Origin of the sequence: Mycobacterium gallinarum (assembly GCF_010726765.1) — a bacterium.
Taxonomy (GTDB): domain Bacteria; phylum Actinomycetota; class Actinomycetes; order Mycobacteriales; family Mycobacteriaceae; genus Mycobacterium; species Mycobacterium gallinarum.
Window position 1 is genome coordinate 2,739,259 of sequence record NZ_AP022601.1, and the last position, 22,996, is coordinate 2,762,254.

Here is a 22,996-nt window from a genome sequence, read left to right on the forward strand (position 1 = left end):
TCGCGCAGCTTCGCGCTGTCGATGCGCCCCAGGCACCAGCCATCCTCGATGACTCGGCAATGGCACCCTGTACGCAAGATCCGGATCGATGGACGACGACCGCCGACGAGGGCGCCAAGGCGCTGTGCCGCGCCTGCCCCCTCCGGTGGCGATGCGCTCGGGAAGCATGTTCGACGCCGGGCGCCGAGGGAGTGTGGGCCGGCATCCTGATCCCCGAGGCGGGCCGCGCCCGCCGCTTCGCGCTCAAGCAGCTGCGGTCGCTGGCGGAGCAGAATGGATACCCGGTACGAAAGACGGGTTAGCTCGCTGAGTGCGAGGATGGTCATTCATGACCCGCTGGCACGCGCTCGAACCCGCCGACGCCGATTTCCTGACCTCGGCACCGCACATCTTCCGCTACCAGAAGCGGTTTGCCGCCTCACCTGAAAAGGTCTGGGAGTCACTGGTTTCCGACGAGTCACTGGCCGCCTGGGGGCCGATGATCAAAGACGTCACGTGGACGTCGCCACGGCCTTTCGGAGTCGGCACCACGCGCGACGTCACCGCCCCCGGCGGATCGGTGATGCGCGAGCGCTTCTTCCAATGGGAGGACGGGCACAGCAAGTCGTTCTACGTCTACGAGTGCGCCGTGCCCCTGTTCAAGCGCTTCGCCGAGCACTACCTCGTCGAGCCCGCCGGAAGCGAGACGTTGTTCACCTGGACGCTTGCGGTTGAACCCAAGCCCGCATTCGCGCTGCCGGTCAAGGTGCTGGCACCCGTACTGAAGGCCGGATTCGGGCGGATCCCGGCAGGCGGCCAGAAGTACTTCGCGACGCACGCCTGAGCGAACTTCGGGGCTACGATACGTGAAATATCACCTATCGGAGGCTTCTGAGCAGTGACCGACGACGGCGGGCTCAACCCGTCGCAACAGCGAGCCTGGCTGAGCTACATGCGGGTCTACCATCGGCTGGAATACGAGATGAACCGGCATTTGCAGGCCGAGTGCGGGATGTCTCTCGGCGACTACACGGTGATGAATGCTCTGACCAACGCGCCGCGGGGCCGCGCACAGCTCACCAGCCTGGCGATCACCATCGGCTGGGAACGTAGCAGGCTGTCGCACTATCTGCAGCGGACGAGTATGCGCGGTCACGTCGAGCGGGTCCCCTCAGAAACCGACGGCCGAGCTACCGACGTGGTACTCACCGACAGCGGCTGGCGCGCCTTTCGGGCCGCGGCACCCAAGCACGCCGCCTGGGTCAAGCAGGTGTTCTTCTCCGATCTGAAGCGCGGCCAGGAGAAAGCGCTCGCCGACGTCCTGTCGGCGGTCTACGAATCCATCCTGCGCCACGGGACGCTGCCCCGCCCCGACATCGACGTCCGCGCGCAGCGTTAGACCTGCCTCTCACCGCCGTCGACGAACACCTCGGTTCCCGTCATGAAGCTGCTCTCGTCAGAGGCGAGAAACAACACCGCGGCCGCGATCTCCTCGGGCCGACCCACGCGGCCCATCGGCACTCGCGATGCCTCCGCGTCCAGCAGTGCCTGCTCCTGGCCGCTCGGAGCCAGCCCAGTCAGTCCCGGCGTCTCCACGGGGCCCGGTATGACGGTGTTCACCCGCAAACCCTTGTCGGCGAGCTCCGCCGCCCAGGTACGTCCCAATGATCGGATGGCGGCCTTGGACGCGGCGTAGACGCTCATGCCGGGATTCCCGCCGTAGGCCGCGGTCGATCCGGTCAACACGATCGACGCGCCTGAATTGAGCAGGGGCAGCACCTTCTGCACCGTGAACACGATGCCGCCGACATTGATGTTGAAGGTGTTGGTGAACTGCTCGACCGTCACGTCGGCCAGCGCCGCGAGCTCTCCGCCGCCGGCGTTGGCGAACACCACATCCAGACCACGCCCGCGCGAAGAGATGGCGTCGACGACGCTGTCCAGGTCATCGAGATTCGATACGTCGCTGCGGATTCCGGTTGCCTCATCGCCGATCGCCGCTACCGCCTCGTCGAGGGTGCGCTGACTGCGGCCGGTGATGAAAACGTGCGCGCCCTCGGCGGCGAACCTCTGCGCCGTGGCGAGGCCGATGCCTGAGCTCCCGCCCGTAACGAGCGCCGTCTTGCCTGCGAGCTGAGCCATGTTGATCTCCCTGGTGTCGAGGTGGCGGAGTTGCCATCGTCTCTCACTTCACGACAACACGTGACATGTCACGTTATTCCCGCGACGGATTCTTGTTGGTGCTAGACAGGCAGTCATGACTTCGCTTGCCGACGAGACCCGGTGGATGGATGCGACCGATCAGGCGGCGCTCGTCGCATCCGGAGAGGTGTCGCCGAGCGAGCTGTTGGAAGCGGCGATCGAGCGCATCGAACGCATCGACCCTGAGCTCAATGCGGTCGTGATCCGCTGGTTCGATCACGCCCGAGAGGTCGCCGCAAGCGATCTCCCCGACGGTCCGTTCCGCGGCGTGCCGTTCCTCATCAAGGACCTGTTCGCCGACTACGCCGGACAACGGATCAGCAACGGCAACGTCGCGTTGAAAGAGGCACACGTCATCGCCGACGCGGACACGACGCTCGTCAGTCGCTACCGCGCGGCGGGCTTGGTCATCGCGGGCCGCACGAACAGCCCGGAGCTGGGCAGCGTGCCGACCACCGAGCCGGTGGCGTGGGGCGCGACGTACAACCCGTGGGACACGACGCGCACGCCCGGCGGATCGAGCGGCGGTGCGGCCGCGGCGGTTGCGTCGGGAATGGTGCCGTTCGCGCATGCCAGCGACGGCGGCGGGTCGATTCGCATTCCCGCGGCGTGCTGCGGACTGGTCGGGCTCAAGCCGAGCCAGGGTCGCATCACGCTCGGACCGGTCCGTGACGAGAGCGGACTTGCGGTCGAACACTGCGTCAGCCGCACCGTGCGCGACACCGCCGCCCTGCTCGACTCGACCCGCGGCCCGGGTGTCGGCGACACCGTGATCGCACCACCGCCTACACGTCCGTACGTCGAGGAGGTTGGCACAGATCCGGGTCGGCTGCGGATCGGCATCCTCGATCACCACGCGCAGGGCGGGCGGGTCGATGTCGAAGTCACCGCCGCGACGCAGGCCGTCGGTCGGCTGCTCGAATCGCTGGGTCACCATGTCGAGCCGGCGTGGCCGAAGGCATTGGAGGACGAGACGCTCGGCTCGAAGTTCGGCGCGATGTGGAGCACAAACATGGGCATGTCGCGGCTGCGGTTCGAAGGACAGCTCGGCCGTCCGCTCGTAGACCACGAGTTGGAGCCGATGAATCTGGCGCAGGCCGATTTCGCGAAACACTTCGGCGCAATCGATTACGCGCTCGCGCTCGCTGGTGTCTCCCAGTTCCGCCGCGCGATGCAGTCGTGGTGGCATGAGGGCTGGGATCTGCTGCTCACGCCGACGCTCGCCGAACTGCCGCTGAAGCTCGGCACGATCGTCAACGATCCCGACAACCCGATGGCACCGATGCGGCGCGCGGGCGAGTTCGTACCGTTCACTCCCCCGTTCAACACGAGCGGCCAGCCGGCGGTCAGCCTCCCGCTCGAGTGGACGGCCGAGGGGCTGCCGGTAGGCGTACAGCTCGTTGCGGCGTATGGGCGCGAGGACGTGCTGATTCGCGTCGCGAGTCAGCTCGAGCAGGCGAAGCCGTGGGTGGATCGGAAACCAGAGATCTGAGCGAAAAGGGTGCGCGAGGGGGGACTCGAACCCCCACGCCCATAGGACAATGGCACCTAAAGCCATCTCGTCTGCCAGTTCCGACACTCGCGCGCAGGTGGCAATCGTACCTGCTCGTTAGTCCCGTCTGTCGGTGGCGCTTCCTACGGTGGAGGCACCCGGCGAAAGGCCCGAAGGTGCGGTCTGCGGACGAATTCGAGACGGTGCGGAAGCTGATCGCGGCGGGCATGAACGATTGCGCCATCGCTCGACTGACCGGCATCCCGCGACCAACGGTGCGCGACTGGCGCTGCCGTCCGAAAGTCCGATCAAGATTTCCGGCCGGCTCCGCGGAGTGCGGCGCCGGCCACAACTTCGCGGCATTGCCCGCAGCGCCATATTCGTATCTGCTCGGCATGTATCTCGGCGACGGTTGCATCTCGCGGAGTCGTCGAGTCTGGCGTCTTCGCATCGTGCTCGACCAGAAGTACCCGGCAATAATCGAACGCTGCTGCCAGGCCATCGAGATGCTCATGCCAGACCAACGAGCAGGCATTGTGAAAAGCGTTGGATGTGTTGCCGTTTCGTTGTACTCAAAGCACTGGCCTTGCCGGTTCCCTCAACACGGAGCTGGCAAGAAGCACAAGCGACGCATCGCCCTCGAACCCTGGCAGCAGGCGCTCGTCGACCAAGCCACCGAAGAGTTCGTCCTCGGACTGATCCACAGCGATGGTTGCCGCGTCATCGCCAACGACCGCGGCGTCGCCAGCGTCCGCTACCACTTCTCGAACCGCTCCGAAGACATCATCGGCCTGTTCACCGCCGCACTCGACAAGCTCGGTATTCACTGGACGCGGTCGACCAAGTACATCGTGTCGATCTACCGAAAGGCCGATACCGCTCGGTTGGACGAGTTCATCGGCCCGAAGACCCGCGCGGTACCGTTGGAAGGTGTCCACTACGCGGCGTAGGAGGCCGGCGCTCATCGCGTTGGCGGTGCTTGGCGCCGCCGGCTGCCTGGCCCTGGCCTGGTGGCAGTGGACCCGCTTCGAGTCCGCATCGGGCACCTTCGTCAACCTCGGCTACGCCCTGCAGTGGCCGATGTTCGCCGGCTTCGTCGTCTACGCGTACTACAAATTTGTGCGCTACGAGGAAGCGCCGCCGGAGCCGACGCGGCACGATGAGATCACCGAGATACCCGCGGGCCTGCTGCCCCAACGACCTACCGCCGCGACCCAACCCGCCGACGACGACCCCGTGTTGAGCGAGTACAACGCGTACCTCGCCGAACTCGCCAAGGAAGACAAGGAACGACCGACGACATGACGGAGACCACCGGCACCCCCGTTGAAAGCATCCGCAAGGCGCTCATGGGTTACCGCGTCACGGCCTGGATCACCGGCATCTGGCTGATCGCGCTCTGCTACGAGATGGTGATGAAGTACGGCTTCGGCGTGGAGGGCCTGAACTGGATCGCGGTCGTCCACGGCTGGGTGTACTTCGTATACCTGCTCTTCACCGCGAACCTTGCGGTGAAGGTGCGCTGGCCGATCGCCAAGACCATCGGCATCCTGCTGGCGGGCACCATCCCGCTGGTCGGCATCATCGTCGAGCAGATTCAAACCAGAGAGATCAAGCAGAAGCACGGCCTTTAGCCGTCACGTCAGGTGCTTGAGCACCTCTTCGGCCAGTCGCTCACCACGATCCTCCTGCAGGAAGTGTGACGCGCCCTCGATCCTCACCTGCTCGGTAGCGCCGGGAATCAGATCGCAAAATGCTTGCCCCGCTTTGGGATACGGGAAGATCGGATCCTGATCCGAGAAGGCGACCAATGCCGGCTTCTGCCACCGCGACAGCTCGTCGGCGACAGCACTCATCACCAGTGCTCCAGGCGCATCTTCGGAAAGCGGCACCAATAGCGGGAACTGCGCCGCGCCGGCCTTCGACTCAACTGTCGGGAAGGGTGCATCGTAAGCAGCGACGACATCCTCGGGAAGCTCCGTGGCCGTCGCGCCCTGGATCACGAAGCCGACCGGCAGATCCGGGTTCTTCTCGGCGAAGTCGCGCCACGCCATGAACCCCTTGGAAACCCGCCCCGTGAACAACCCGGTGTTGAAGATCGCCAGCGCACCAACACGATCGGCGTTCTCCACGGCCCACCGCAGTCCGATCGCGCCACCCCAGTCCTGCACCACCACGATGGCGTCGCTGAGATCCAGACCCGCGAGCACGCGCGACGTCAGCTCGGTATGCCGGTCGTAGGTGTACCACCCCCGGTCGGTCGGCTTGTCCGAACGCCCGAACCCCGCGTAGTCCGGCACGACGACCCGGTGGCCGGCCTCCACCAGAGGACCGACCATCTTGCGATAGAGGTATGCCCAGCTCGGCTCCCCGTGAAAGCAGACAATCGGCCTGCCGGCGCGCGGCCCCTCGTCGACGTAATGCATGCGCAGGCCGTCGACGTCCACGTAGTTGGGGGCGAAGTCGTAGCCCGGCCGGTCGGTCAACTCGGGTCTACGTTGTCTGCATGACTGAGGTGTTCCGGACGCCGGACGAGCGCTTTGAGAATCTGCCGGTCAACTATGTAGAATCGGCCCATGCCCCGAACCTCGGACGCCCGTGGGCGCATCGTCACGACGGCCGCACGGCTGTTTCTCGAACGCAGCTACCAAGCTGTCGGGGTCGACGAACTGTGCCAGGCCGCCGATGTGCGGAAAGGCAGCTTCTATCACTACTTCCCATCCAAGTCCGAACTCGCCAAAGCAGTCATCGACCTGCACGCCGAGGTCTTCGCGCGACGTTTGAAAGGCTCCCCCGCCGCGACGCCGGCGCAACGATTGCATGCGATCCCCGACGCGATCGGCAAGATTCAGACCGCGTTGGAAGCTCAGTTCGGGCGGGCGGTCGGCTGCCCGTTCGGGAACTTCGCCGCCGAACTATCGACCACCGACGACGACCTGAGAAAGCATCTCGCCGAGGTGCTTGGCGCGATGGAGCGCCACCTCGCCCGGGCGTGCCACGATGCGGCCGATGCGGGCGTACTGCGCGAGGGCACCGACCCGGATCGGCTCGCGCACGCACTGCTGGCCCAGTACCAGGGAATCATCCTGCTCGCCAAGCTCAACGACTCCGGCGTCGAGGCGCTCGCGCCCGCACTGCACGACTTCATCGACGGCTACCTCGTCGATGCGCCCACTGCTGCCGGCACGCGATCCTGATCGGCATCGGTCAGCGGAATCATCGCCGCGAGGACGCCCGCGAGTATCGCCATTCCCGCTGCGATCAGCAGACCGATACGAAACGCAGTCAACGACGGAAACTCCTGACCCGCAATGGAAATCGTCAACCCCGTCAAGACCGCACCGACCACGGCGCTCGAGATCGACGTTCCCAGCGCGCGCGCCAGCGCATTGATGCCATTCGCTGCGGCCGTCTCCGACATCGGCACCGCGGCGTTGATGAGTGCGGGCAACGACGAGTAGGCGAACCCCACGCCGACACTGACGAGAACGTTGAACAGGCACAGCTGCCATGCAGCGCCGAGCAACACCAACCCCGCCAGGTACGAACCGGCGATGATCGCGCAGCCGAGCGTCAGCGTGAACCTCGGCCCTCGGGCGGCGGCGATCCTGGACGCGACCGGCGAGGCCACCATCATGGCCAGGCCGCCCGGTGCCAGCCACAGCCCCGCTTCGACCATGGAGAGCCCCAGCCCGTAGCCGGTGGCGACGGGCAACTCGAGTACCTGCGGGCCGATCAACGCGAGCGCGAACATCGCGAAACCGACCGCCACCGAAGCGACATTCGTCATCAGCACCGGCCGCTTGATCGTCGTCCGCAGGTCGACCATGGGCGAGTCGATGCGCAGTTGCCACCACCCGAACATCGCGAAAATGACCATCGATGCGGCGAACATTGCGAGCGTGGTGGCGCTTCCCCAGCCCCAACTGCCGCCCTTGGATATTCCGAGCAACAGCGTCACCAGACCGGCCGCAAGGCCGAGCGCGCCGAGCGGATCGAGTCGGTCGGACGACGCCGCCGCCGGAATTCGCGGTACCAGCACAGCGAACAGAACTCCGGACATCGCGCCCAACATCGCCGCGAACCAGAACACCGCGTGCCAGTCGAAGTGATCGGCGATGATCGCCGCCAATGGCAATCCGAGTGCCCCACCCACGCCGAGCGATGCGCTCATCAATCCCATTGCGGTGCCGACGCGGTGGGCGGGTACGCACGTCCGCAGCACGCTGATTCCGAGCGGGACGATGGGCACACCGAAGCCCTGCAGCGCGCGGCCGATGACCACCGGTATCCACGCGCTCGTCGACGCCGCGATCAGTGAGCCGACGGTCATCAGGATCGCGCAGGCGATCAGCAGGCGTTTGGGGCCGTACATGTCGCCGAGCCTGCCGACCACCGGTGTCGCCACGGCCGCGACGAGCAGCGTCGCCGTGATCACCCACGACGCATTGGACGCGTTGGTGTTGAGCAGCTTCGGCAGCTCGGGAATCAGCGGGATCACCAACGTCTGCATCAACGACATGCAGGTCCCGGTTGTCGCCAGCACAGCGACCACGACGGCGGGATGACGAGTGCGCCCGACGTCGCCGAAACCCGGCGTAGTGAGGCGGCGCATCTCCGGGATGCTACCGATTAGGCTGGCTATACAAAATTTGCGTGCGCCTAGCCGGCCAACTCCCGCAGCGCCGGCACCAACAGCGCCAAGGCCCGACCGCGGTGCGACGCCGCATCCTTCTCGGCGGGACTGAGCTCCGCTGCCGTGCGATCCGATCCCGACGGCAGGAACACCGGGTCGTAGCCGAATCCGCCGTCACCGCGCGGTTCCCGCACAATGCTGCCCGGCCACTCACCGCGCACCACGGTTTCCCCTGCACGAGAAACCAATGCACACGCCGATACGAATGCGGCCCCGCGCCGCCCGTCCGGCACATCCCCCAATTGCGCCAACAACAGCGCGGTATTGGCTCGATCCTTTTCGGCGGCATCGCCGGCCACGCCCGACCACCGCGCGGACAGCACACCCGGCATTCCGTTCAGCGCCGCCACCTCGAGTCCCGAATCGTCGGCCACCGATGCCAACCCCGTCGCGCGATATGCGTCGCGCGCCTTGGCCAACGCGTTCTCCTCGAACGTCGCGCCCGTCTCCGGCGCTTCGTCGAACGGGTCGACATCCTCCAGCGACAGCAGCGTCAAACCCGAAACCCCCGCGGCGTCGAGGACGCGGTGCAGCTCCGCCAGCTTCTTCTGATTACGGCTCGCAACAAGCACTTCGGCCACCGGTCAACGGTAGACGGTCACTGGTTTGTGACACCGCTAACAATCTGCTTGCAACAGCTAGCGCAAGGGGTACCGCTAGTGCGTTACGACACCGACAACACGGTCGGTCGTCAATGAGCGGAGGGGAAACAATGGCAGAGAACAACAGCGGTCCCATCGAGGCAGTCCGCGGAATCGTTTCCGGTGCGATCGGCTTCACCAAGCAGGTCATCGGGCTGATCTTGAACCAGAGCAGTCTTCAGGAAGAGGGTCGCGCCCAGGTCGAGAAGGCCTCACATCAGCTCGACGCAGCTCGGGCTGAGGCCGAAGCCGAAACGGCTCGCGCCGAGGCCAAGGCACAGGAGACGCGCCAGAAGGCCGCCGCCAACTCCAAGTAATAGGTGATCGAGACACCCTCGGCCCCATCCGGGCCGGGGGTGTCGCGGTCCTGTGGCACTAGCGGGTCGCTAGCACGTACCTGGTGCAAGTAATCAACCCGGTAAGCGCGCTAGGGAGTCGCGCGAACCCTGGCTTTCGTCAGCTTCCGAACGCTTTCTTCGCGGGCTCGGCCGACTCGGGCAAATCTCCGGGATAGGGAAACTCGAGTGCCTCGCGCTGGATCACGAAGATCTGCTCACAGGCAGCCATCGCGGCGTCCAGCATCTTGTCCAGCGTCGAACGCGGGAACGTCGCGCCTTCGCCGGTGCCCTGGATCTCCACGAGCGTCCCGGTGTCGGTGGCGACGACGTTCATGTCGACCTCGGCGCGCGAGTCTTCCGTGTAGGGCAGGTCGACGCGGACGCGGCCGTCGACCACCCCGACACTGACCGCCGCGATCGCACACGACAACGGCCGCGGATCCGACAGCTTGCCCCCGGCACCGAGGTACGTCACCGCATCGGCCAGCGCGACGTACGCCCCGGTGATCGCCGCGGTGCGGGTGCCGCCGTCGGCCTGCAACACATCGCAGTCGATCGCGATGGTGTTCTCGCCGAGCGCACCCAGGTCGATGCATGCGCGTAGCGACCGCCCGACGAGCCGGCTGATCTCCTGCGTACGGCCCCCGACACGGCCCTTGACCGACTCACGGTCGGAACGGTCGTGGGTGGCGGCAGGCAGCATCGCGTACTCGGCGGTCAGCCAGCCCTGTCCCGAACCCTTACGCCAGCGCGGCACACCTTCGGTGACGCTCGCCGTGCACATGACCCGGGTCTGGCCGAACTCGACCAGCACCGAGCCGGCGGGATGAGTGGTGAAACCGCGGGTGATGCGAACCGGTCGCAGCTCGTCGTCAAGCCGACCATCTTCTCGTCTGGACACGGGCCAACCCTATCGGGTGGGCCCGACGCGCCTCGCCGGCTGAGCCGGCAGTCCGGCCTCAGGACTTGGCGACCTCGAACGACTCACCGCACACCACGGCGTGCACCGGACCGTCGAACTCGGCCTTGGCCTCGCTGATGACATCCTCACGGGACGTCCAGGGCGGGATGTGTGTCAGCAGCAGTTCGCCGACGCCCGCATTGGCGGCGGCCCGGCCGGCTTCTGTTCCCGACAGGTGCAGCCTCGGGGGCCGCTCCGGGGAATGCGTCCACGACGCCTCGCACAGAAACACGTCGGCTCCGCGGGCGAGGTCGATCAGCGCATCGCAGTAGCCGGTGTCACCGCTATAGACCAACGTGGCACCCGTCGGGTCGGTGATCCGGAATCCGTAAGACTCAGTGGGATGGCAGACGAGGCGAGGCACGACGTTGAGCGCCCCGAGATCTACCGCGCGGTTGTCCACCCAGTGCCGGATATCGAAGATGTCGGAGAAGTCGTCGATCTCCCCGCCCTCGGGCGATGACGCGGCGCCCAACCGAGCCCAGGTATTGGCCGGCCCGTACATCACGCCGCGCTCCTGCGCAGGCGACGGGTGATAGCGCCGCCACACGAACAGGCCCGGGAGGTCAAGACAATGGTCGGCGTGCAGATGCGAGAGGAGTACGTATACGGAGTTCGGGTCCGCGTACCGCTGCAGCGCGCCGAGCAACGCCGCCACCGAAATCGAGGACTAGCGGTGGGGTGTCCGGAGCGGTGACCAGGTAGCCGGACGCTGGCGAATCAGGCCCGACAACACTGCCGGAGCAACCGAGTACGGTGATTCGCACACTCACTAGCTTGCCATGCCCACCATCCGCAAGACGAAAACATCGCTGGTTTGCGTGACCGAATTCATTTTTGGACTTTGACAGTGTGCTGAACAGGGCGAACACCGTCGATTGTCGGGCCCAGGAACCGACCCGCGAGTGTGGTGAACGCCTCAGGATCGCCGGTCGCCTCGAAACGACGGCGAACCGCAGGCCCCGCGTCTCCCGGATGCGGATGGAGCAAATCTGATTGGCTGAGTACGCGCAGCAAGTCCTTGGCGGTCTCCTCGGCGCTGGACACCAGTGTCACGTGCTCGCCCATCGCGAGTTGGATCAGACCCGACAGCATCGGGTAGTGCGTGCACCCCAGCACCAGCGTGTCCACCTCAGCGCGCTGGAGGGGCTCGAGATACCCCTCCGCGAGGCCGAGCACTTGGCGTCCACTCGTCACTCCCCGCTCGACGAAGTCGACGAACCGAGGACACGCCACCCCGATGACCTCAGTGTCGCGGGCCGCCGCGAACGCGTCGTGGTAGGCCCCCGACGCGATGGTTGCCTCCGTGCCGATGACGCCGATGCGGCCGTTGCGGGTGGCGGCCACGGCACGACGGACGGCGGGCAGGATCACCTCGACCACGGGCACGGGCGCGTAGCGCTCCCGGGCGTCGCGCAGGCACGCCGACGACGCCGTATTGCACGCGATCACAAGCGCTTTGACACCGCGGGACACCAGATCGTCGCCGATCGCCAGCGCATGCCCGCGGATTTCCGGAATGGTGAGCGGACCGTAGGGACCGTTGGCGGTGTCCCCTACGTAGATGATGTCTTCGTCCGGTAGCTGGTCGATGATCGCGCGGGCGACCGTCAGCCCGCCGACACCGGAGTCGAAGATCCCGACGGGCGCAGTTGCAGAACTCACGGCGTGAGGTTGTACGGGTTCTTCGCGGCGACCTTGCGACGTTCACGCGCCTTGCGTTCAGGCCCGGACAGCAGGTACGCCGCGACGACGCCGGCGATCGCACCGCACAGGTGGCCCTGCCACGAAACGCCGGGGGTGCCGGGCAGGACCCCGAACAACACGCTGCCGTAGACCAACAGGACCACGACGCCGACGACGATCTCCCACATCTTGCGCGTGAAGAATCCGAAGACGATCAGGAAGGCCAGCCAGCCGAAGATCAGCCCCGAGGCGCCGATGTGGTTGGTCTCGCAGCGCACGCCGACGTACGGGCAGTGCGCGCCGATGTTGCCGAGCAGCCACGTGCCGAGGCCGCCGAGAATCCAGACGATGGCCGTGGCGAAGATGAACCGCGACAACCCCGCGAGCGTCATCAGGAAGCCGAGGATGAGCGCCGGAACGGTGTTGGCGATCAGGTGATTCCAGTCCGAGTGCAGCAGCGGCGCCCAGATGATCCCCCACAGCCCGTCGCTCTCCAGCGGCCGAATGCCGTTGTTGTCCAGGCGATGATTGGTCAGGTTGTCCCAGAGTTCGATGACCCAGAGCAGCACGACGAAGCTGATGATCGTCACGCCGCCGACGATCCAGGCGGGCCGCTTTCTCGGCTCCGCAGGCGTCCCCGGCAGCCCCGGATATCCCGAACCTGTCATGCCCATAACTGCCCTTCCAACGCGTCCTCCGCGTCATCCAGGCTACCGGCGTACGCGCCGGTCGACAGATACTTCCACCCGGCGTCGCAGACGACGAACGCGATATCAGCCTGCTGCGACGCTTTGAGCGCCTTGGCGGCCATGCCCAGCGCGGCATGAAGGATCGCGCCCGTGGAGATGCCGGCGAAGATGCCCTCCACCTGGACGAGCTCACGGGTGCGCTTGACCGCGTCGTAGGAGCCGACGGCGAAGCGGGTGGTCAGCACGTCCGGGTCGTACAACTCGGGAATGAAGCCCTCGTCGATGTTGCGCAGGGCGTACACCCCCTCGCCGTAACGAGGTTCGGCCGCCACGATCTGCACGTCGGGTTTGTGCTCGCGCAGGTACCGCCCGGTCCCCATCAACGTGCCGGTGGTGCCGAGGCCGGCAACGAAGTGCGTGATCTCAGGCAAGTCGGCCAACAGCTCGGGTCCGGTGCCCTCGTAGTGCGCAAGGGCATTCGACTCGTTGCCGTACTGATACAGCATGGTCCACGAAGGATTCTGCAACGCAAGCTCTTTCGCATGCGCAACCGCGGTGTTCGACCCGCCCTCGGCCGGGGAGTAGATGATGCGCGCGCCGTAGAGCTCCAGCAGCTGCCGTCGTTCGATCGACGTGTTCTCGGGCATCACGCAGATCATCTGGTAGCCCTTGAGCAGCGCCGCCATCGCGAGCGATATGCCGGTGTTGCCGCTCGTCGGCTCGAGAATCGTTGCGCCGGGCTGTAATTCACCTCGCCGCTCGGCATCCTCGATCATCCGTAGCGCGGGCCGGTCCTTGATGGAGCCGGTGGGGTTGCGGTCCTCGAGCTTGGCCCACAACCGCACGTGCGGAGCGCCGTCCTCGTCGCTCCAGCGGGGCGACAACCGCTGTAGGCCCACCAGCGGCGTGTTACCCAGCGCCTGAATCAGGGAGTCGTATCGGGTCACTCAACCACCTGCGACGGCGGGCAAGATCGTCACCGAGTCGCCGTCGGAGATCGCGGTGTCCAGCCCTCCGGAGAACCGCACGTCCTCGTCGTTGACGTAGATGTTGACGAACCGGTTCAGCTTGCCGGGGTTGGCACTGTCCATCAGGCGATCGGAGATGCCCGAGTAGTTCGCCTCGAGATCGCTGATCACCGCACTCAGGGTCGCACCGTCGGCAGCGACGCGCTTCTCGCCGCCGGTATGGGTGCGCAGGATGGTCGGGATCGACACGGTGACAGACATGGGCCGGTCACTCCTTTCAGAGTTCTAGTACTGCTCGACGATCTTGACGGGTTCCTCGGTGACGACGCCGTCGAGGATGCGGTAGCTGCGCAGCTCGTGCTCGTCGGGGTCGCGCGTCGACACTAGGACGTAGTGGGCGTCCGGTTCGGACGCATAGGAGATGTCGGTGCGGCTCGGGTACGCCTCCGTGGCGGTATGCGAGTGGTAGATGATGACCGGCGCCTCGTCGGCCTCGTCCATCGCGCGCCACACCTTGAGCTGCTCGCCGGAGTCGAACCGGTAGAAGGTCGGCGAACGCTCCGCGTTGGTCATCGCGATGAACCGCTCCGGGCGATCGGACCCCTCCGGTCCCGCGATCACTCCGCACGCTTCGTCGGGGTGGTCAGCGCGGGCGTGGGCGACCATGGCATCGACCAGATCCGCTCGGATCACCAGCACGGTAAAAAGCCTCTCATTCGAATGCTCCGGGCAACATGTCCCGGTACGTCGGTATTCCGGCGACCGACTCGGCTGCCAGCACGCCGACCAGCACCGCGCGAGCCAGGCAGTCCGCCGCGGCCGCCCCGAGCGCGGTGATCAGGGGCACCTCCGGCGACATCGACGCGGGTGTCGCCGGATCGGGCGGTACCTCGATGGCTCCGGTGGCCAGCGCAAACACCGTATCTCCATCGAGCGGGGTGTGACACGGCCGGATGGTGCGAGCCAGGCCGTCCTGGGCGGCGACGGCCATCCGGCGGCACCCCGCCTTGCTGAGGACCGCGTCGGTCGCGACCACGGCGATGGTGGTGTTGAGCGGGCTGAGCTCGGAGTGGCGGTCGGCGTATGCCGCGATCTGATCAGCCGGCGGGGACACCAGACCGAACTCCTCGATCTGGTCGGCGAGCCACGGCAGCCCGGTCGCGGGATCCACGGCGTCACCGGCGGCGTTGACGACCACGATCGCTCCTACCGTCGCACCGGACTCGAGCGTCACCGATGCGGTGCCGACACCACCTTTGAGCACCCCGACGCGTGCCCCTACGCCGGCGCCGACGGTGCCGATGGCCACGTCGGTACCCGCGCTCTCGGCGGCGGCGCGACCGAACTCGGCGTTCGGCCGGCACTTCCAGCCGCCGACCGGAAGATCAAAAATCACTGCGGACGGAACGATGGGTACGACGCCGCCCTCGATCGCCACCCCGCGATCCTGCCCCTCCAGCCACTCCATCACCCCGTGCGCCGCAGCCAATCCGAACGCGCTGCCACCACTGAGCACGATGGCATCGACGTGACGCACCGAGTTGATGGGATCGAGCAGATCGGTCTCGCGGGTGCCGGGTGCACCACCGCGGCAGTCGACGGCACCGATGGTTCCCGGCGGTGTCAGAACGACAGTTGTTCCAGTGGCCCACCCCGAACCGAGGTTCGCATCGGAATCGATTTTGTGGTGATGGCCGACGCGAATTCCGGCGACATCCGTGATCGCACCCATGGTCATGACCTGCCCATGATTCCGAGCACCAGATACTCCTGCAGCACCGTCAGCCACTGATACACGTCGAGATGTCCCGCCATCGGATGTTCAGGCGGCAGTTCGCCAGGGCCATCCTGCGCGACGCCGAGCATGGTGCCTAGTGCGAGCCGCATGTCGTTGACCGCGGCCGCCCAGGCGTGAGCGTCATCTTCGCTGAGTTCGAACTTGCCGCCGTGTTGCGGCACCGTGTCCAACAATCGTTGTGCCGCTTCACGTTTGGCTTCGATGATCGCCGGTTCGTGCAGGCTGCGCAGCGCACTGTTGAGACTCTCGGCGGGGCCGGAGCCGGCCGGATGATCGGTTTGCGGTCGGAAGAAGTCCGGTAGCAGCCGCTTCATCGTCTCATCCTGCGGAGGCGACGAGTGGCCGGTCCGCATTCCGGTTATCTCTTCGAGTTCATCAGCGGGAGAGGACGATTCGCGGTCGTCGAGCATTCCGACCATCGACGTCGCCAGGTTCTGCAGCAGCGACACCTCGTGAGCGGCCAGGGCCGATCGGAAGCGCGGGCCGTCGGCGGTGTCGACCCGTTTCCATTTGCGCACAGTCGGATCAGCGGTCCTGCTGCAGGGTCGCCCACAGGCCCGCGGCGTGCAGCTTGGACACGTCGACCTCCATCGACTCCCGGCTGCCCGCCGACACCACGGCCTTACCCTCGGTGTGCACCTGCATCATGAGCTTGGTCGCGTGCGGCTCGGTGTAGCCGAAGAGCTTCTGGAAGACGTACGTCACGTATGTCATCAGATTGACCGGGTCGTCCCAGACCAGGGTCACCCACGGGCTATCCGTCGCATCGAGAGTGGCGACGTCCCGTTCCTCGCGAGTTCCCGGTCGGGCCTTCGCCGGCGTAACCATGTGGACAAGGATAGCGAGACAGTCGGGTCATGCGTCCGCCGGATCGTGCTGATCGCACCGGGGGGCCGCAACACGCGTGCCCGACCATTTGAGTCGAGGCAGCGGCCGCCCAGCCGATACGGTTGCGGTGTGGTCCCGGGGTCTACGGCGTTACTCACCGACAAGTACGAGTTGACGATGCTCGCCGCCGCCCTGCGCGACGGGACCGCACACCGCCGGACGACGTTCGAGGTGTTCGCCCGCAGGCTGCCCGAAGGGCGTCGCTACGGCGTGGTCGCCGGAACGGCCCGATTCGTGGAAGCGTTGGCACAGTTCACGTTCGACGAATCCGTGTTGACGGCGCTTTCGGATTTCTGCGATCGCGAGACGCTGGCGTTCCTCGCCGACTACCGGTTCCGCGGGGATATCGACGGCTATTGCGAGGGTGAGCTGTACTTTCCGGGTTCGCCGGTATTGAGTGTGCACGGCACGTTCGGCGAGTGTGTCGTCCTGGAAACTCTCGCGTTGTCGATCCTCAACCACGACACCGCGATCGCGTCGGCCGCAGCCCGCATGGTCAGCGCCGCCGACGGCCGAACGATGATCGAGATGGGTTCGCGGCGAACCCACGAACTTGCCGCTGTCGCCGCCGCGCGCGCCGCCTACATCGCCGGCTTCACCGGCACGTCGAACCTGGAGGCGCAGCGCACCTACGGTGTGCCGGCACTGGGCACCAGTGCGCACGCGTTCACCTTGCTGTACACCGTTGTGCCAGTGGGCCTCGGTGATGAGCCGCTTGGGCGAAGAACGTCGGAATGGGAGAAGGCCGCGTTCAAGGCCCAGGTAGAAGCCCTCGGGGTGGGCACCACGCTGCTCGTCGACACCTACGACATCACGCAGGGGGTGGCCAATGCCGTCGAGGTGGCGGGCCAGGACCTCGGCGCGGTCCGCATCGACTCGGGCGATCTCGGGGTGCTCGCCCGGCAGGTGCGGGCACAGCTCGACGGCCTCGGCGCCCGCAACACCCGCATTGTGGTGTCCGGTGACCTGGACGAGTACGCCATCGCCGCACTGCGCGTCGAGCCCGTCGACATCTACGGTGTCGGCACATCGGTGGTGACCGGGTCGGGCGCGCCGACCGCAAGCATGGTTTACAAGCTGGTCGAGGTAGACGGTCTGCCCGTGGAGAAACGGAGCAGCCACAAGGAATCTCACGGCGGCCGCAAGCAAGCGTTGCGGACATGTAAGGACACGGGGACGATCCTCGAGGAGGTCGTGTACCCATTCGGTCGGCGACCACAAGGCGAGTCGGGACGCGACCTCATGGTCGACTTCGTGCGTAACGGCGAACCGACGACCGAATTCGATGTCGCCGCCGCGCGCGAACGTGTCAAGGAAGGTCTGCTGAGCTTGCCCTGGGACGGCCTGAAACTCTCCCGCGGCGAACCCGCCATTCCCACCCGCATAATCTCCCCTGCGAGTCACCAGGAGTAGTCACGGGCGAGACCGGAGACGTCACCGAACTGCTGGCAACGGCGGTCAGCGCACTCGGCGGTGCAGAACGCCCCGGCCAGATCGAGATGGCCGAGGCGGTGGCCCATGCCTTCGAAAGCGGTGAACACCTCGCCGTCCAGGCGGGCACGGGGACCGGGAAGTCTCTGGCGTACCTGGTGCCGGCGATCGCGCGGGCAGTCGAGACCGAGAAGCCGGTCGTCATATCGACGGCGACCATCGCGCTGCAGCGCCAGCTCGTCGACCGTGATCTCCCCCGGCTCGCCGAATCGTTGACCGACGCACTGCCCCGCACCCCCGAGTTCGCACTGCTGAAGGGCCGGGGAAATTACCTGTGTCTCAACAAGATTCACAACGGATCGACGAGCGAACCGGATGAGCAGCCGCAGGAGGAGCTGTTCGAGCCGGTGGCGGCGTCCGCCCTCGGCCGCGATGTGCAGCGGCTCGTCGCATGGTCGTCGGACACCGAGACAGGAGATCGCGACGAGCTGACACCCGGGGTGCCCGACCGGTCGTGGTCGCAGGTCAGCGTGTCCGCCCGAGAATGCATCGGAGTGTCGCGTTGTCCGTTTGGCACCGACTGCTTCGCAGAGAAAGCCCGCGACAAGGCCGGCCACGCCGATGTCGTCGTCACCAACCACGCACTGCTGGCCATCGACGCCGTATCGGATGCGGCCGTGCTTCCCGAACACCACCTGCTCGTGGTCGACGAAGCACACGAACTCGTCGACCGCGTCACCGGCGTGGCCACCGGCGAACTCTCGGCGACGTCGATGGCGGTCGCGCATCGACGTTCGAGTCGGCTGGTCGATCAGGAACTGGCGCAACGGCTGGAGGCCGCCACCGCCACGCTGTCGTCGGTCATCCACGACGCCACACCGGGACGGATCGACACGCTCGACGACGAAATGGCGACCTACCTCACCGCGCTGCGCGACGCCGCCCACCGGGTTCGATCGGCGATCGACACCAGTCCGAGCGACCCGAAAGCCGCCTCCGCGCGCGCCGAGGCGGTCACCGCGCTGACCGATATGGCAGACACCGCGTCGCGCATCCTGGACTCCTTCGTGCCGGCCATTCCGGACCGCACCGACGTCGTGTGGCTCGATCGGGAGGAGAACCGCGGCAGCACGCGAGTGGTCCTGCGCGTCGCCCCGCTGTCGGTGTCAGGTCTGTTGCGCACCCGGCTGTTCGAGCAGACCACGGCCGTCCTCACCTCCGCCACGTTGACCATCGGCGGCAGGTTCGATGCCATGGCGTCGGCGTGGGGGCTCGCCGGTGACGACGACAAGGTCCGGTGGCGAGGCATCGACGTGGGATCGCCGTTCCAGCATGAAAAGTCGGGCATCCTCTACGTCGCCGCACATCTCCCACCGCCGGGGCGCGACGGCACCGGATCGGCCGAACAGCTCGACGAGATCGCCGGGCTCATCACCGCCGCGGGCGGCCGCACACTCGGCCTGTTCTCGTCGATGCGCGCCGCAAAGGCCGCGGCGGAGATCATGCGGGACCGTCTCGACACCCCCGTCCTGTGTCAAGGTGACGACACCACGTCGGCGCTGGTGAAACGCTTCGCCGAGGACGCGGAGACGTCGCTGTTCGGGACCCTGTCGCTCTGGCAGGGCGTCGATGTTCCCGGGCCGTCACTGTCGTTGGTGCTCATCGACCGCATCCCGTTCCCCCGGCCCGACGATCCGCTGCTGACGGCACGTCAACGCGCGATCGCTTCCCGCGGTGGCAACGGATTCATGGCCGTCGCCGCCAGCCACGCGGCGCTGCTGCTGGCTCAGGGCGCCGGCCGGCTCCTGCGGCGCATCGACGATAAGGGCGTCGTCGCGGTACTGGACTCACGGATGGCCACCGCGCGGTACAGCGGGTTTCTGCGGGCGTCGCTGCCACCGTTCTGGGCGACCACCGACTCGGTCAGGGTCCGCGAGGCGCTCGAACGCTTACGCGCGGGCTGATTCCTTTCACTATCGTGTCGGCTAATTCCCCGTGCGGGCCGCCCGGGCCGCCGGCCGACCCTCGAAAGGCGGCGTCGATGCCCCGACAGTTGGCGGTCGCCGTGATCGCGGTGTCCTCGGCGCTGTTCGTCACGTCGTGCAGCACGACGCTGCAGGGCAGCGCCGTCTCGGTCTTCGACGACCCGTTCAGCGTCGCGGGTATGCCTGCCACCGATGGGCCCAGCGGCTTGCGGTCGAGTGCTCCGGAGCCCACGCGCGACGTCGAGGGCACGGACGACGACGCGGTCGATCAACTTGCCCGACAGGCGATCAGCGACATCGAGGAATACTGGGAAGGCGCGTACAGCGAGTCTTTCGGCGGTGAGTTTCGACCGGTCAGGGAATTGGTCTCTTGGGACGCCGATGGTTTCGACGACACCGAGTTCTGTGGTGACAGCACATTCGGAGTCATCAACGCCGGCTACTGCTTCCCCGACAAGAACATCGGGTGGGACCGTGGCGAATTCCTGCCCGCGCTCGCAGAAGAGTTCGGCGACGTCAGCGCGCTCGACGTGTTCGGACACGAATACGGCCATGCCATTCAAGACCAGGCCGGTTTGGTCGACGACGACACCCCGGTCCTGGTGAGCGAACAACAGGCGGACTGCTTCGAGGGGGCCTACCTGCGATGGGTGGCCGAGGGCAATTCGCCGCGTTTCACAGTGTCCACCGGCGACGGTCTGAACAATGTGCTGGCCGCGGTCATCGCGTCGCGGGATCCCGTGTTGAGCGAGGACGACCCTATGGTCGGCTACGACGAACACGGTTCGGCGTTCGAACGCGTATCGGCATTCCAGTTCGGGTTCACCGACGGCGCCGCCGCCTGCGCATCGATCGACATGCGGGAGATCGAACAGCGCCGTGGCGACCTGCCCGTGTTACTCCCCGAAGATCACACGGGTGAGCTGGCGATCACCGAAAAGTCGGTGCAGGACGTCATCGCCGCGATGAACACCGTCTTCAGTCCGAAGAACCCGCCAGAGCTCAGCCTCGAACCCGCCGATTGCCCTGACGCGCGGCCGAGCCCGCCGGTGTCGTTCTGCCCGGCGACCAACACGATCGCCGTCGATTTGCCCGCGCTCGCGGAGATGGGTACTCCGGGCGAGATCGACGAGGAGGTCACCCACGCGAAGGGTGATAACGCCGCGTATTCGGTTCTGATGTCGCGATACATGCAGGCGATCCAGCATGAGCACGGCGGCGTGGCGCTGGACAACGCCGAGGCCGCGTTGCGCACCGCATGCCTGACCGGTGTCGCGACCGCCAAACTCTCGAAGGACAGCAGCACTCCCGACGGGAACACCATCGTTCTGACCGCTGGTGACGTGGACGAGGCGGTGTCGGGGATACTCACCAACGGCTTGGCTGCCAGCGATGTCAACGGCGAATCGGTGCCGTCGGGCTTCTCACGGATCGATGCATTCCGCGTCGGCGTGCTCGGCGATCAGGAGCGCTGCTTCAAGCGGTTCGACTAGATCTTTTTCGTCACGCCGTACCAAGCCAGCACCGCTTCAGACTGCGCAGTCGACCTGGTGAGGAACGCATACGAGCGGATGAACGACTCACCGACGCAACCGTCGATCTTGACGCGGAACTTGCTGACCATCACCCATGGGTCGGCACCCGTGTAATCCTTCTTCGTCACCGGGATGATGTTGATCAGGCCGGGCTTGAGTCCGACTGTGACACCGGCGCCGAGGTTTCCTCCCAGCCCGGGCAGGACGCCGTCGATCCCCGGAGAGATGACGTCGATGCCTATCAGCCCGATCGACGGGTTCAAGCCCATCGTGCCGGTCAGCGAAACACCGTTTGACGTGCTCATGTCGATGCCGCACCCGATCTCGTACCCGACCTCCAAGGTTCCGCCGGGAGGCTCTTCCTCCTCTGGACCTCTCAATTCGCCCATGAAGGTTCCGCCGACGACGTACTCACGCGACGACAAAGCCGTCGTCAGCGGCGGGATGGGCGCTTGGGTCTCGTCCTTGGCCGACAGTGTGAGCGTCCATCCGTCGGGCGCTTCGGTCACCGCGGGCGGGGTCGACTCGACGCGTCCCTCGTCGACGGGTGGGGGTGGCGGCACGCCTTCCGGCGGGGCCGCCACCGTGTCGACCACAACGGGCTGCGGCCCGGGCTGGGGCTGGGCAGCGGCGATTCCGTGCGACGCACTCAGCAATCCACCGATGGCAAATACCGTGATGCTGCGTCGCAGCACCTCCCCAACCGTCACAGCCGAGCCCTTTCCCAGGCGTCGCAGTTGATAACGCACTGACCTCGGACCATAACCCGACAACGACAGGCGCCGAGCAGGTGTCGGCGAGATCGTTCGATCCGCGTGCAAGCGGCAGTCTCTAAAATGGCATGCGCACCACGAAGCCGCTTTCCAGCGCGACCCATAGCGCGCCTTCCGGACCGATCGCCAGGCCGTGCGGCTCGCTACCCGGCGGGAGGTCGATCGTGACGATCTCGCCGTCGGCGCTCACGCGGGCCAGCTGGCTGGAACCCCACAGGCTCACCCACACCCCGTCGGCCGGATCAGCGACCACCGCGTGCGGTTTACCGGGCAGGTCGATCTCCTGGATCGCCTCGTCCATCGGGATCCGGCCGAGCCGCTCTGCGAGGATTTCGGTGAACCAGATCGCGTCGTCGTGCGTCTTCGCGATACCGACCGGACCGGCTGCGGCAGTCGGTAATTCACGCACGGTCAGCTCACCCGACAGTGTCAGCCGGCCGACAGCGTTGCGTTGGTTGAGGGTGAACCACAGCGCGTTGTCGGGCCCGGTGACGATCATCGAAGGCGCGCCTCCGACGGGATGCGGGTCAGACAGCTCGCCGTCGACCGAAATTCGGCGGACCTCGCCCGTCGTCATCGTCGTGAACCACAGTCCGCGGTCGGGTCCGACGGTGATCCCGTACGGTGCACTGTTCTCACCCAGCTCGAACTCGGTCAGCTCCCCCGCCGTACTGATGCGCCCGATGCGGTCGTCGCCGTTGCGGGTGAACCACAACGCACCGTCTGGTCCCGCGGTGATGATCGACGGCCGGCTGGCGGGCGCGGCGGGAAAGACCTCGACGTCACCGCTCGACGACACGCGTGCGATCGCCCCGCTGTGAACCAGCGTCACCCATATCGCGCCGTCGGGACCGGCAGCCAACGCATACGGCCCGCCGTCGATCGCGACCGTGAGGGCCGAGGTCACGCCTCGACTCGCGCTCGTCTTCGGGTC

The 22,996-nt window shown here is 66.4% G+C and carries 27 protein-coding genes, 1 tRNA gene and 1 pseudogene; 12 read left to right on the forward strand and 17 right to left on the reverse strand.

The features are described from left to right. Positions 1-59 precede the first annotated feature (59 nt). The 3 genes from G6N42_RS13285 to G6N42_RS13295 are packed head-to-tail and all read left to right on the forward strand — an operon-like array spanning position 60 to position 1,378. Complete coding sequence (locus G6N42_RS13285; RefSeq protein WP_163737457.1) at positions 60-302, forward strand: WhiB family transcriptional regulator; 243 nt, start codon at positions 60-62, stop codon at positions 300-302. Positions 303-328: 26 nt separating this feature from the next. Further along, positions 329-823, forward strand: a complete 495-nt coding sequence (locus G6N42_RS13290) for an SRPBCC family protein (RefSeq protein WP_163730014.1) — start codon at positions 329-331, stop codon at positions 821-823. A 54-nt stretch (positions 824-877) separates the two neighbouring features. Beyond that, positions 878-1,378 carry a MarR family winged helix-turn-helix transcriptional regulator gene (locus G6N42_RS13295; protein WP_163730015.1) on the forward strand — a complete coding sequence of 167 codons (501 nt, stop codon included), beginning with the start codon at positions 878-880 and terminating at the stop codon, positions 1,376-1,378. Here the strand turns inward: G6N42_RS13295 and G6N42_RS13300 are convergent. Further along, on the reverse strand, positions 1,375-2,121 hold the full coding sequence (locus tag G6N42_RS13300; protein ID WP_163730016.1) for an SDR family oxidoreductase: 747 nt from the start codon (positions 2,119-2,121) through the stop codon (positions 1,375-1,377). The two genes, G6N42_RS13295 and G6N42_RS13300, sit on opposite strands and share 4 nt — an antisense overlap. Before the next feature lie 115 nt (positions 2,122-2,236). Here G6N42_RS13300 and G6N42_RS13305 point away from each other — a divergent pair, with 115 nt between their 5' ends. Then, complete coding sequence (locus tag G6N42_RS13305) at positions 2,237-3,673, forward strand: amidase (RefSeq protein WP_163730017.1); 1,437 nt, start codon at positions 2,237-2,239, stop codon at positions 3,671-3,673. A gap of 10 nt (positions 3,674-3,683) precedes the next feature. Here the strand turns inward: G6N42_RS13305 and G6N42_RS13310 are convergent. Continuing rightward, a tRNA-Leu gene (locus G6N42_RS13310) sits at positions 3,684-3,766 on the reverse strand. 83 nt (positions 3,767-3,849) lie between these two features. On the opposite strand from G6N42_RS13310, the gene G6N42_RS13315 reads away from it, so the two are divergent. From G6N42_RS13315 to G6N42_RS13325, 3 genes are read left to right on the forward strand one after another with little or no spacing between them, the layout of a single operon-like run. Next, the gene (locus G6N42_RS13315) at positions 3,850-4,623 is read left to right on the forward strand and encodes a helix-turn-helix domain-containing protein (protein WP_174262072.1); all 774 of its coding nucleotides are present in this window, start codon (positions 3,850-3,852) and stop codon (positions 4,621-4,623) included. After that, the gene (locus G6N42_RS13320) at positions 4,604-4,978 is read left to right on the forward strand and encodes a hypothetical protein (protein ID WP_163730018.1); all 375 of its coding nucleotides are present in this window, start codon (positions 4,604-4,606) and stop codon (positions 4,976-4,978) included. The genes G6N42_RS13315 and G6N42_RS13320 overlap by 20 nt, the downstream gene beginning before the upstream one ends. Then, positions 4,975-5,307 (forward strand): DUF3817 domain-containing protein, encoded by a 333-nt coding sequence (locus G6N42_RS13325; RefSeq protein ID WP_083125583.1) that lies wholly within the window; start codon positions 4,975-4,977, stop codon positions 5,305-5,307. The genes G6N42_RS13320 and G6N42_RS13325 overlap by 4 nt, the downstream gene beginning before the upstream one ends. A 3-nt stretch (positions 5,308-5,310) precedes the next feature. Here G6N42_RS13325 and G6N42_RS13330 read toward each other — a convergent pair whose 3' ends face one another. Next, positions 5,311-6,159: a haloalkane dehalogenase gene (locus G6N42_RS13330; protein ID WP_163730019.1), complete on the reverse strand. Its 849-nt coding sequence runs from the start codon at positions 6,157-6,159 to the stop codon at positions 5,311-5,313. 90 nt (positions 6,160-6,249) lie between these two features. On the opposite strand from G6N42_RS13330, the gene G6N42_RS13335 reads away from it, so the two are divergent. After that, positions 6,250-6,870, forward strand: a complete 621-nt coding sequence (locus tag G6N42_RS13335) for a TetR/AcrR family transcriptional regulator (RefSeq protein WP_163730020.1) — start codon at positions 6,250-6,252, stop codon at positions 6,868-6,870. Here the strand turns inward: G6N42_RS13335 and G6N42_RS13340 are convergent. After that, complete coding sequence (locus tag G6N42_RS13340) at positions 6,828-8,288, reverse strand: MFS transporter (RefSeq protein ID WP_163730021.1); 1,461 nt, start codon at positions 8,286-8,288, stop codon at positions 6,828-6,830. The genes G6N42_RS13335 and G6N42_RS13340 overlap by 43 nt on opposite strands. Before the next feature lie 47 nt (positions 8,289-8,335). Next, positions 8,336-8,950: an RdgB/HAM1 family non-canonical purine NTP pyrophosphatase gene (gene rdgB, locus G6N42_RS13345; protein WP_163730022.1), complete on the reverse strand. Its 615-nt coding sequence runs from the start codon at positions 8,948-8,950 to the stop codon at positions 8,336-8,338. Positions 8,951-9,081: 131 nt separating this feature from the next. Here rdgB and mbp1 point away from each other — a divergent pair, with 131 nt between their 5' ends. Next, positions 9,082-9,327, forward strand: a complete 246-nt coding sequence (mbp1, locus tag G6N42_RS13350) for a microaggregate-binding protein 1 (RefSeq protein ID WP_163730023.1) — start codon at positions 9,082-9,084, stop codon at positions 9,325-9,327. A gap of 139 nt (positions 9,328-9,466) precedes the next feature. Here mbp1 and rph read toward each other — a convergent pair whose 3' ends face one another. The 10 genes and pseudogenes from rph to clpS form a co-directional block, all read right to left on the reverse strand. Further along, the gene (gene rph, locus G6N42_RS13355; protein ID WP_163730024.1) at positions 9,467-10,249 is read right to left on the reverse strand and encodes a ribonuclease PH; all 783 of its coding nucleotides are present in this window, start codon (positions 10,247-10,249) and stop codon (positions 9,467-9,469) included. Positions 10,250-10,307: 58 nt separating this feature from the next. Next, positions 10,308-11,082: pseudogene (locus G6N42_RS13360) on the reverse strand (cyclic nucleotide-degrading phosphodiesterase). 58 nt (positions 11,083-11,140) lie between these two features. Next, positions 11,141-11,974 (reverse strand): glutamate racemase, encoded by an 834-nt coding sequence (gene murI, locus G6N42_RS13365; protein ID WP_163730025.1) that lies wholly within the window; start codon positions 11,972-11,974, stop codon positions 11,141-11,143. Next, positions 11,971-12,669, reverse strand: a complete 699-nt coding sequence (locus G6N42_RS13370) for a rhomboid family intramembrane serine protease (protein ID WP_163730026.1) — start codon at positions 12,667-12,669, stop codon at positions 11,971-11,973. Before G6N42_RS13370 ends, murI begins: the two co-directional genes overlap by 4 nt. Next, positions 12,660-13,631, reverse strand: coding sequence for a cysteine synthase (locus G6N42_RS13375; RefSeq protein WP_163730027.1), 972 nt, complete (start codon positions 13,629-13,631; stop codon positions 12,660-12,662). The genes G6N42_RS13370 and G6N42_RS13375 overlap by 10 nt, the downstream gene beginning before the upstream one ends. Continuing rightward, entirely contained in the window at positions 13,632-13,913 is a 282-nt protein-coding gene (locus G6N42_RS13380; RefSeq protein ID WP_163689969.1) for a MoaD/ThiS family protein, read from the reverse strand. 24 nt (positions 13,914-13,937) lie between these two features. Further along, positions 13,938-14,351: a M67 family metallopeptidase gene (locus tag G6N42_RS13385; protein WP_163730028.1), complete on the reverse strand. Its 414-nt coding sequence runs from the start codon at positions 14,349-14,351 to the stop codon at positions 13,938-13,940. Between the two features lie 13 nt (positions 14,352-14,364). After that, on the reverse strand, positions 14,365-15,384 hold the full coding sequence (locus G6N42_RS13390; RefSeq protein WP_163730029.1) for a P1 family peptidase: 1,020 nt from the start codon (positions 15,382-15,384) through the stop codon (positions 14,365-14,367). Positions 15,385-15,386: 2 nt separating this feature from the next. After that, positions 15,387-15,968 carry an oxidative stress transcriptional regulator AosR gene (gene aosR, locus G6N42_RS13395; protein WP_163730030.1) on the reverse strand — a complete coding sequence of 194 codons (582 nt, stop codon included), beginning with the start codon at positions 15,966-15,968 and terminating at the stop codon, positions 15,387-15,389. Positions 15,969-15,975: 7 nt separating this feature from the next. Then, positions 15,976-16,278 (reverse strand): ATP-dependent Clp protease adapter ClpS, encoded by a 303-nt coding sequence (gene clpS, locus G6N42_RS13400; RefSeq protein WP_163730031.1) that lies wholly within the window; start codon positions 16,276-16,278, stop codon positions 15,976-15,978. Positions 16,279-16,407: 129 nt separating this feature from the next. Here clpS and G6N42_RS13405 point away from each other — a divergent pair, with 129 nt between their 5' ends. The 3 genes from G6N42_RS13405 (at position 16,408) to G6N42_RS13415 (ending at position 21,247) form a co-directional block, all read left to right on the forward strand. Beyond that, positions 16,408-17,751: a nicotinate phosphoribosyltransferase gene (locus G6N42_RS13405; protein ID WP_163730032.1), complete on the forward strand. Its 1,344-nt coding sequence runs from the start codon at positions 16,408-16,410 to the stop codon at positions 17,749-17,751. A gap of 29 nt (positions 17,752-17,780) precedes the next feature. Next, positions 17,781-19,733, forward strand: a complete 1,953-nt coding sequence (locus tag G6N42_RS13410; protein ID WP_163737464.1) for an ATP-dependent DNA helicase — start codon at positions 17,781-17,783, stop codon at positions 19,731-19,733. A gap of 77 nt (positions 19,734-19,810) precedes the next feature. Continuing rightward, complete coding sequence (locus G6N42_RS13415; protein ID WP_163730033.1) at positions 19,811-21,247, forward strand: neutral zinc metallopeptidase; 1,437 nt, start codon at positions 19,811-19,813, stop codon at positions 21,245-21,247. Here G6N42_RS13415 and G6N42_RS13420 read toward each other — a convergent pair. Continuing rightward, positions 21,244-21,999 (reverse strand): MspA family porin, encoded by a 756-nt coding sequence (locus G6N42_RS13420; protein ID WP_174262073.1) that lies wholly within the window; start codon positions 21,997-21,999, stop codon positions 21,244-21,246. The genes G6N42_RS13415 and G6N42_RS13420 overlap by 4 nt on opposite strands. A 121-nt stretch (positions 22,000-22,120) precedes the next feature. After that, positions 22,121-22,969 (reverse strand): virginiamycin B lyase family protein, encoded by an 849-nt coding sequence (locus tag G6N42_RS13425; protein ID WP_163730034.1) that lies wholly within the window; start codon positions 22,967-22,969, stop codon positions 22,121-22,123. Positions 22,970-22,996: the final 27 nt, after the last annotated feature.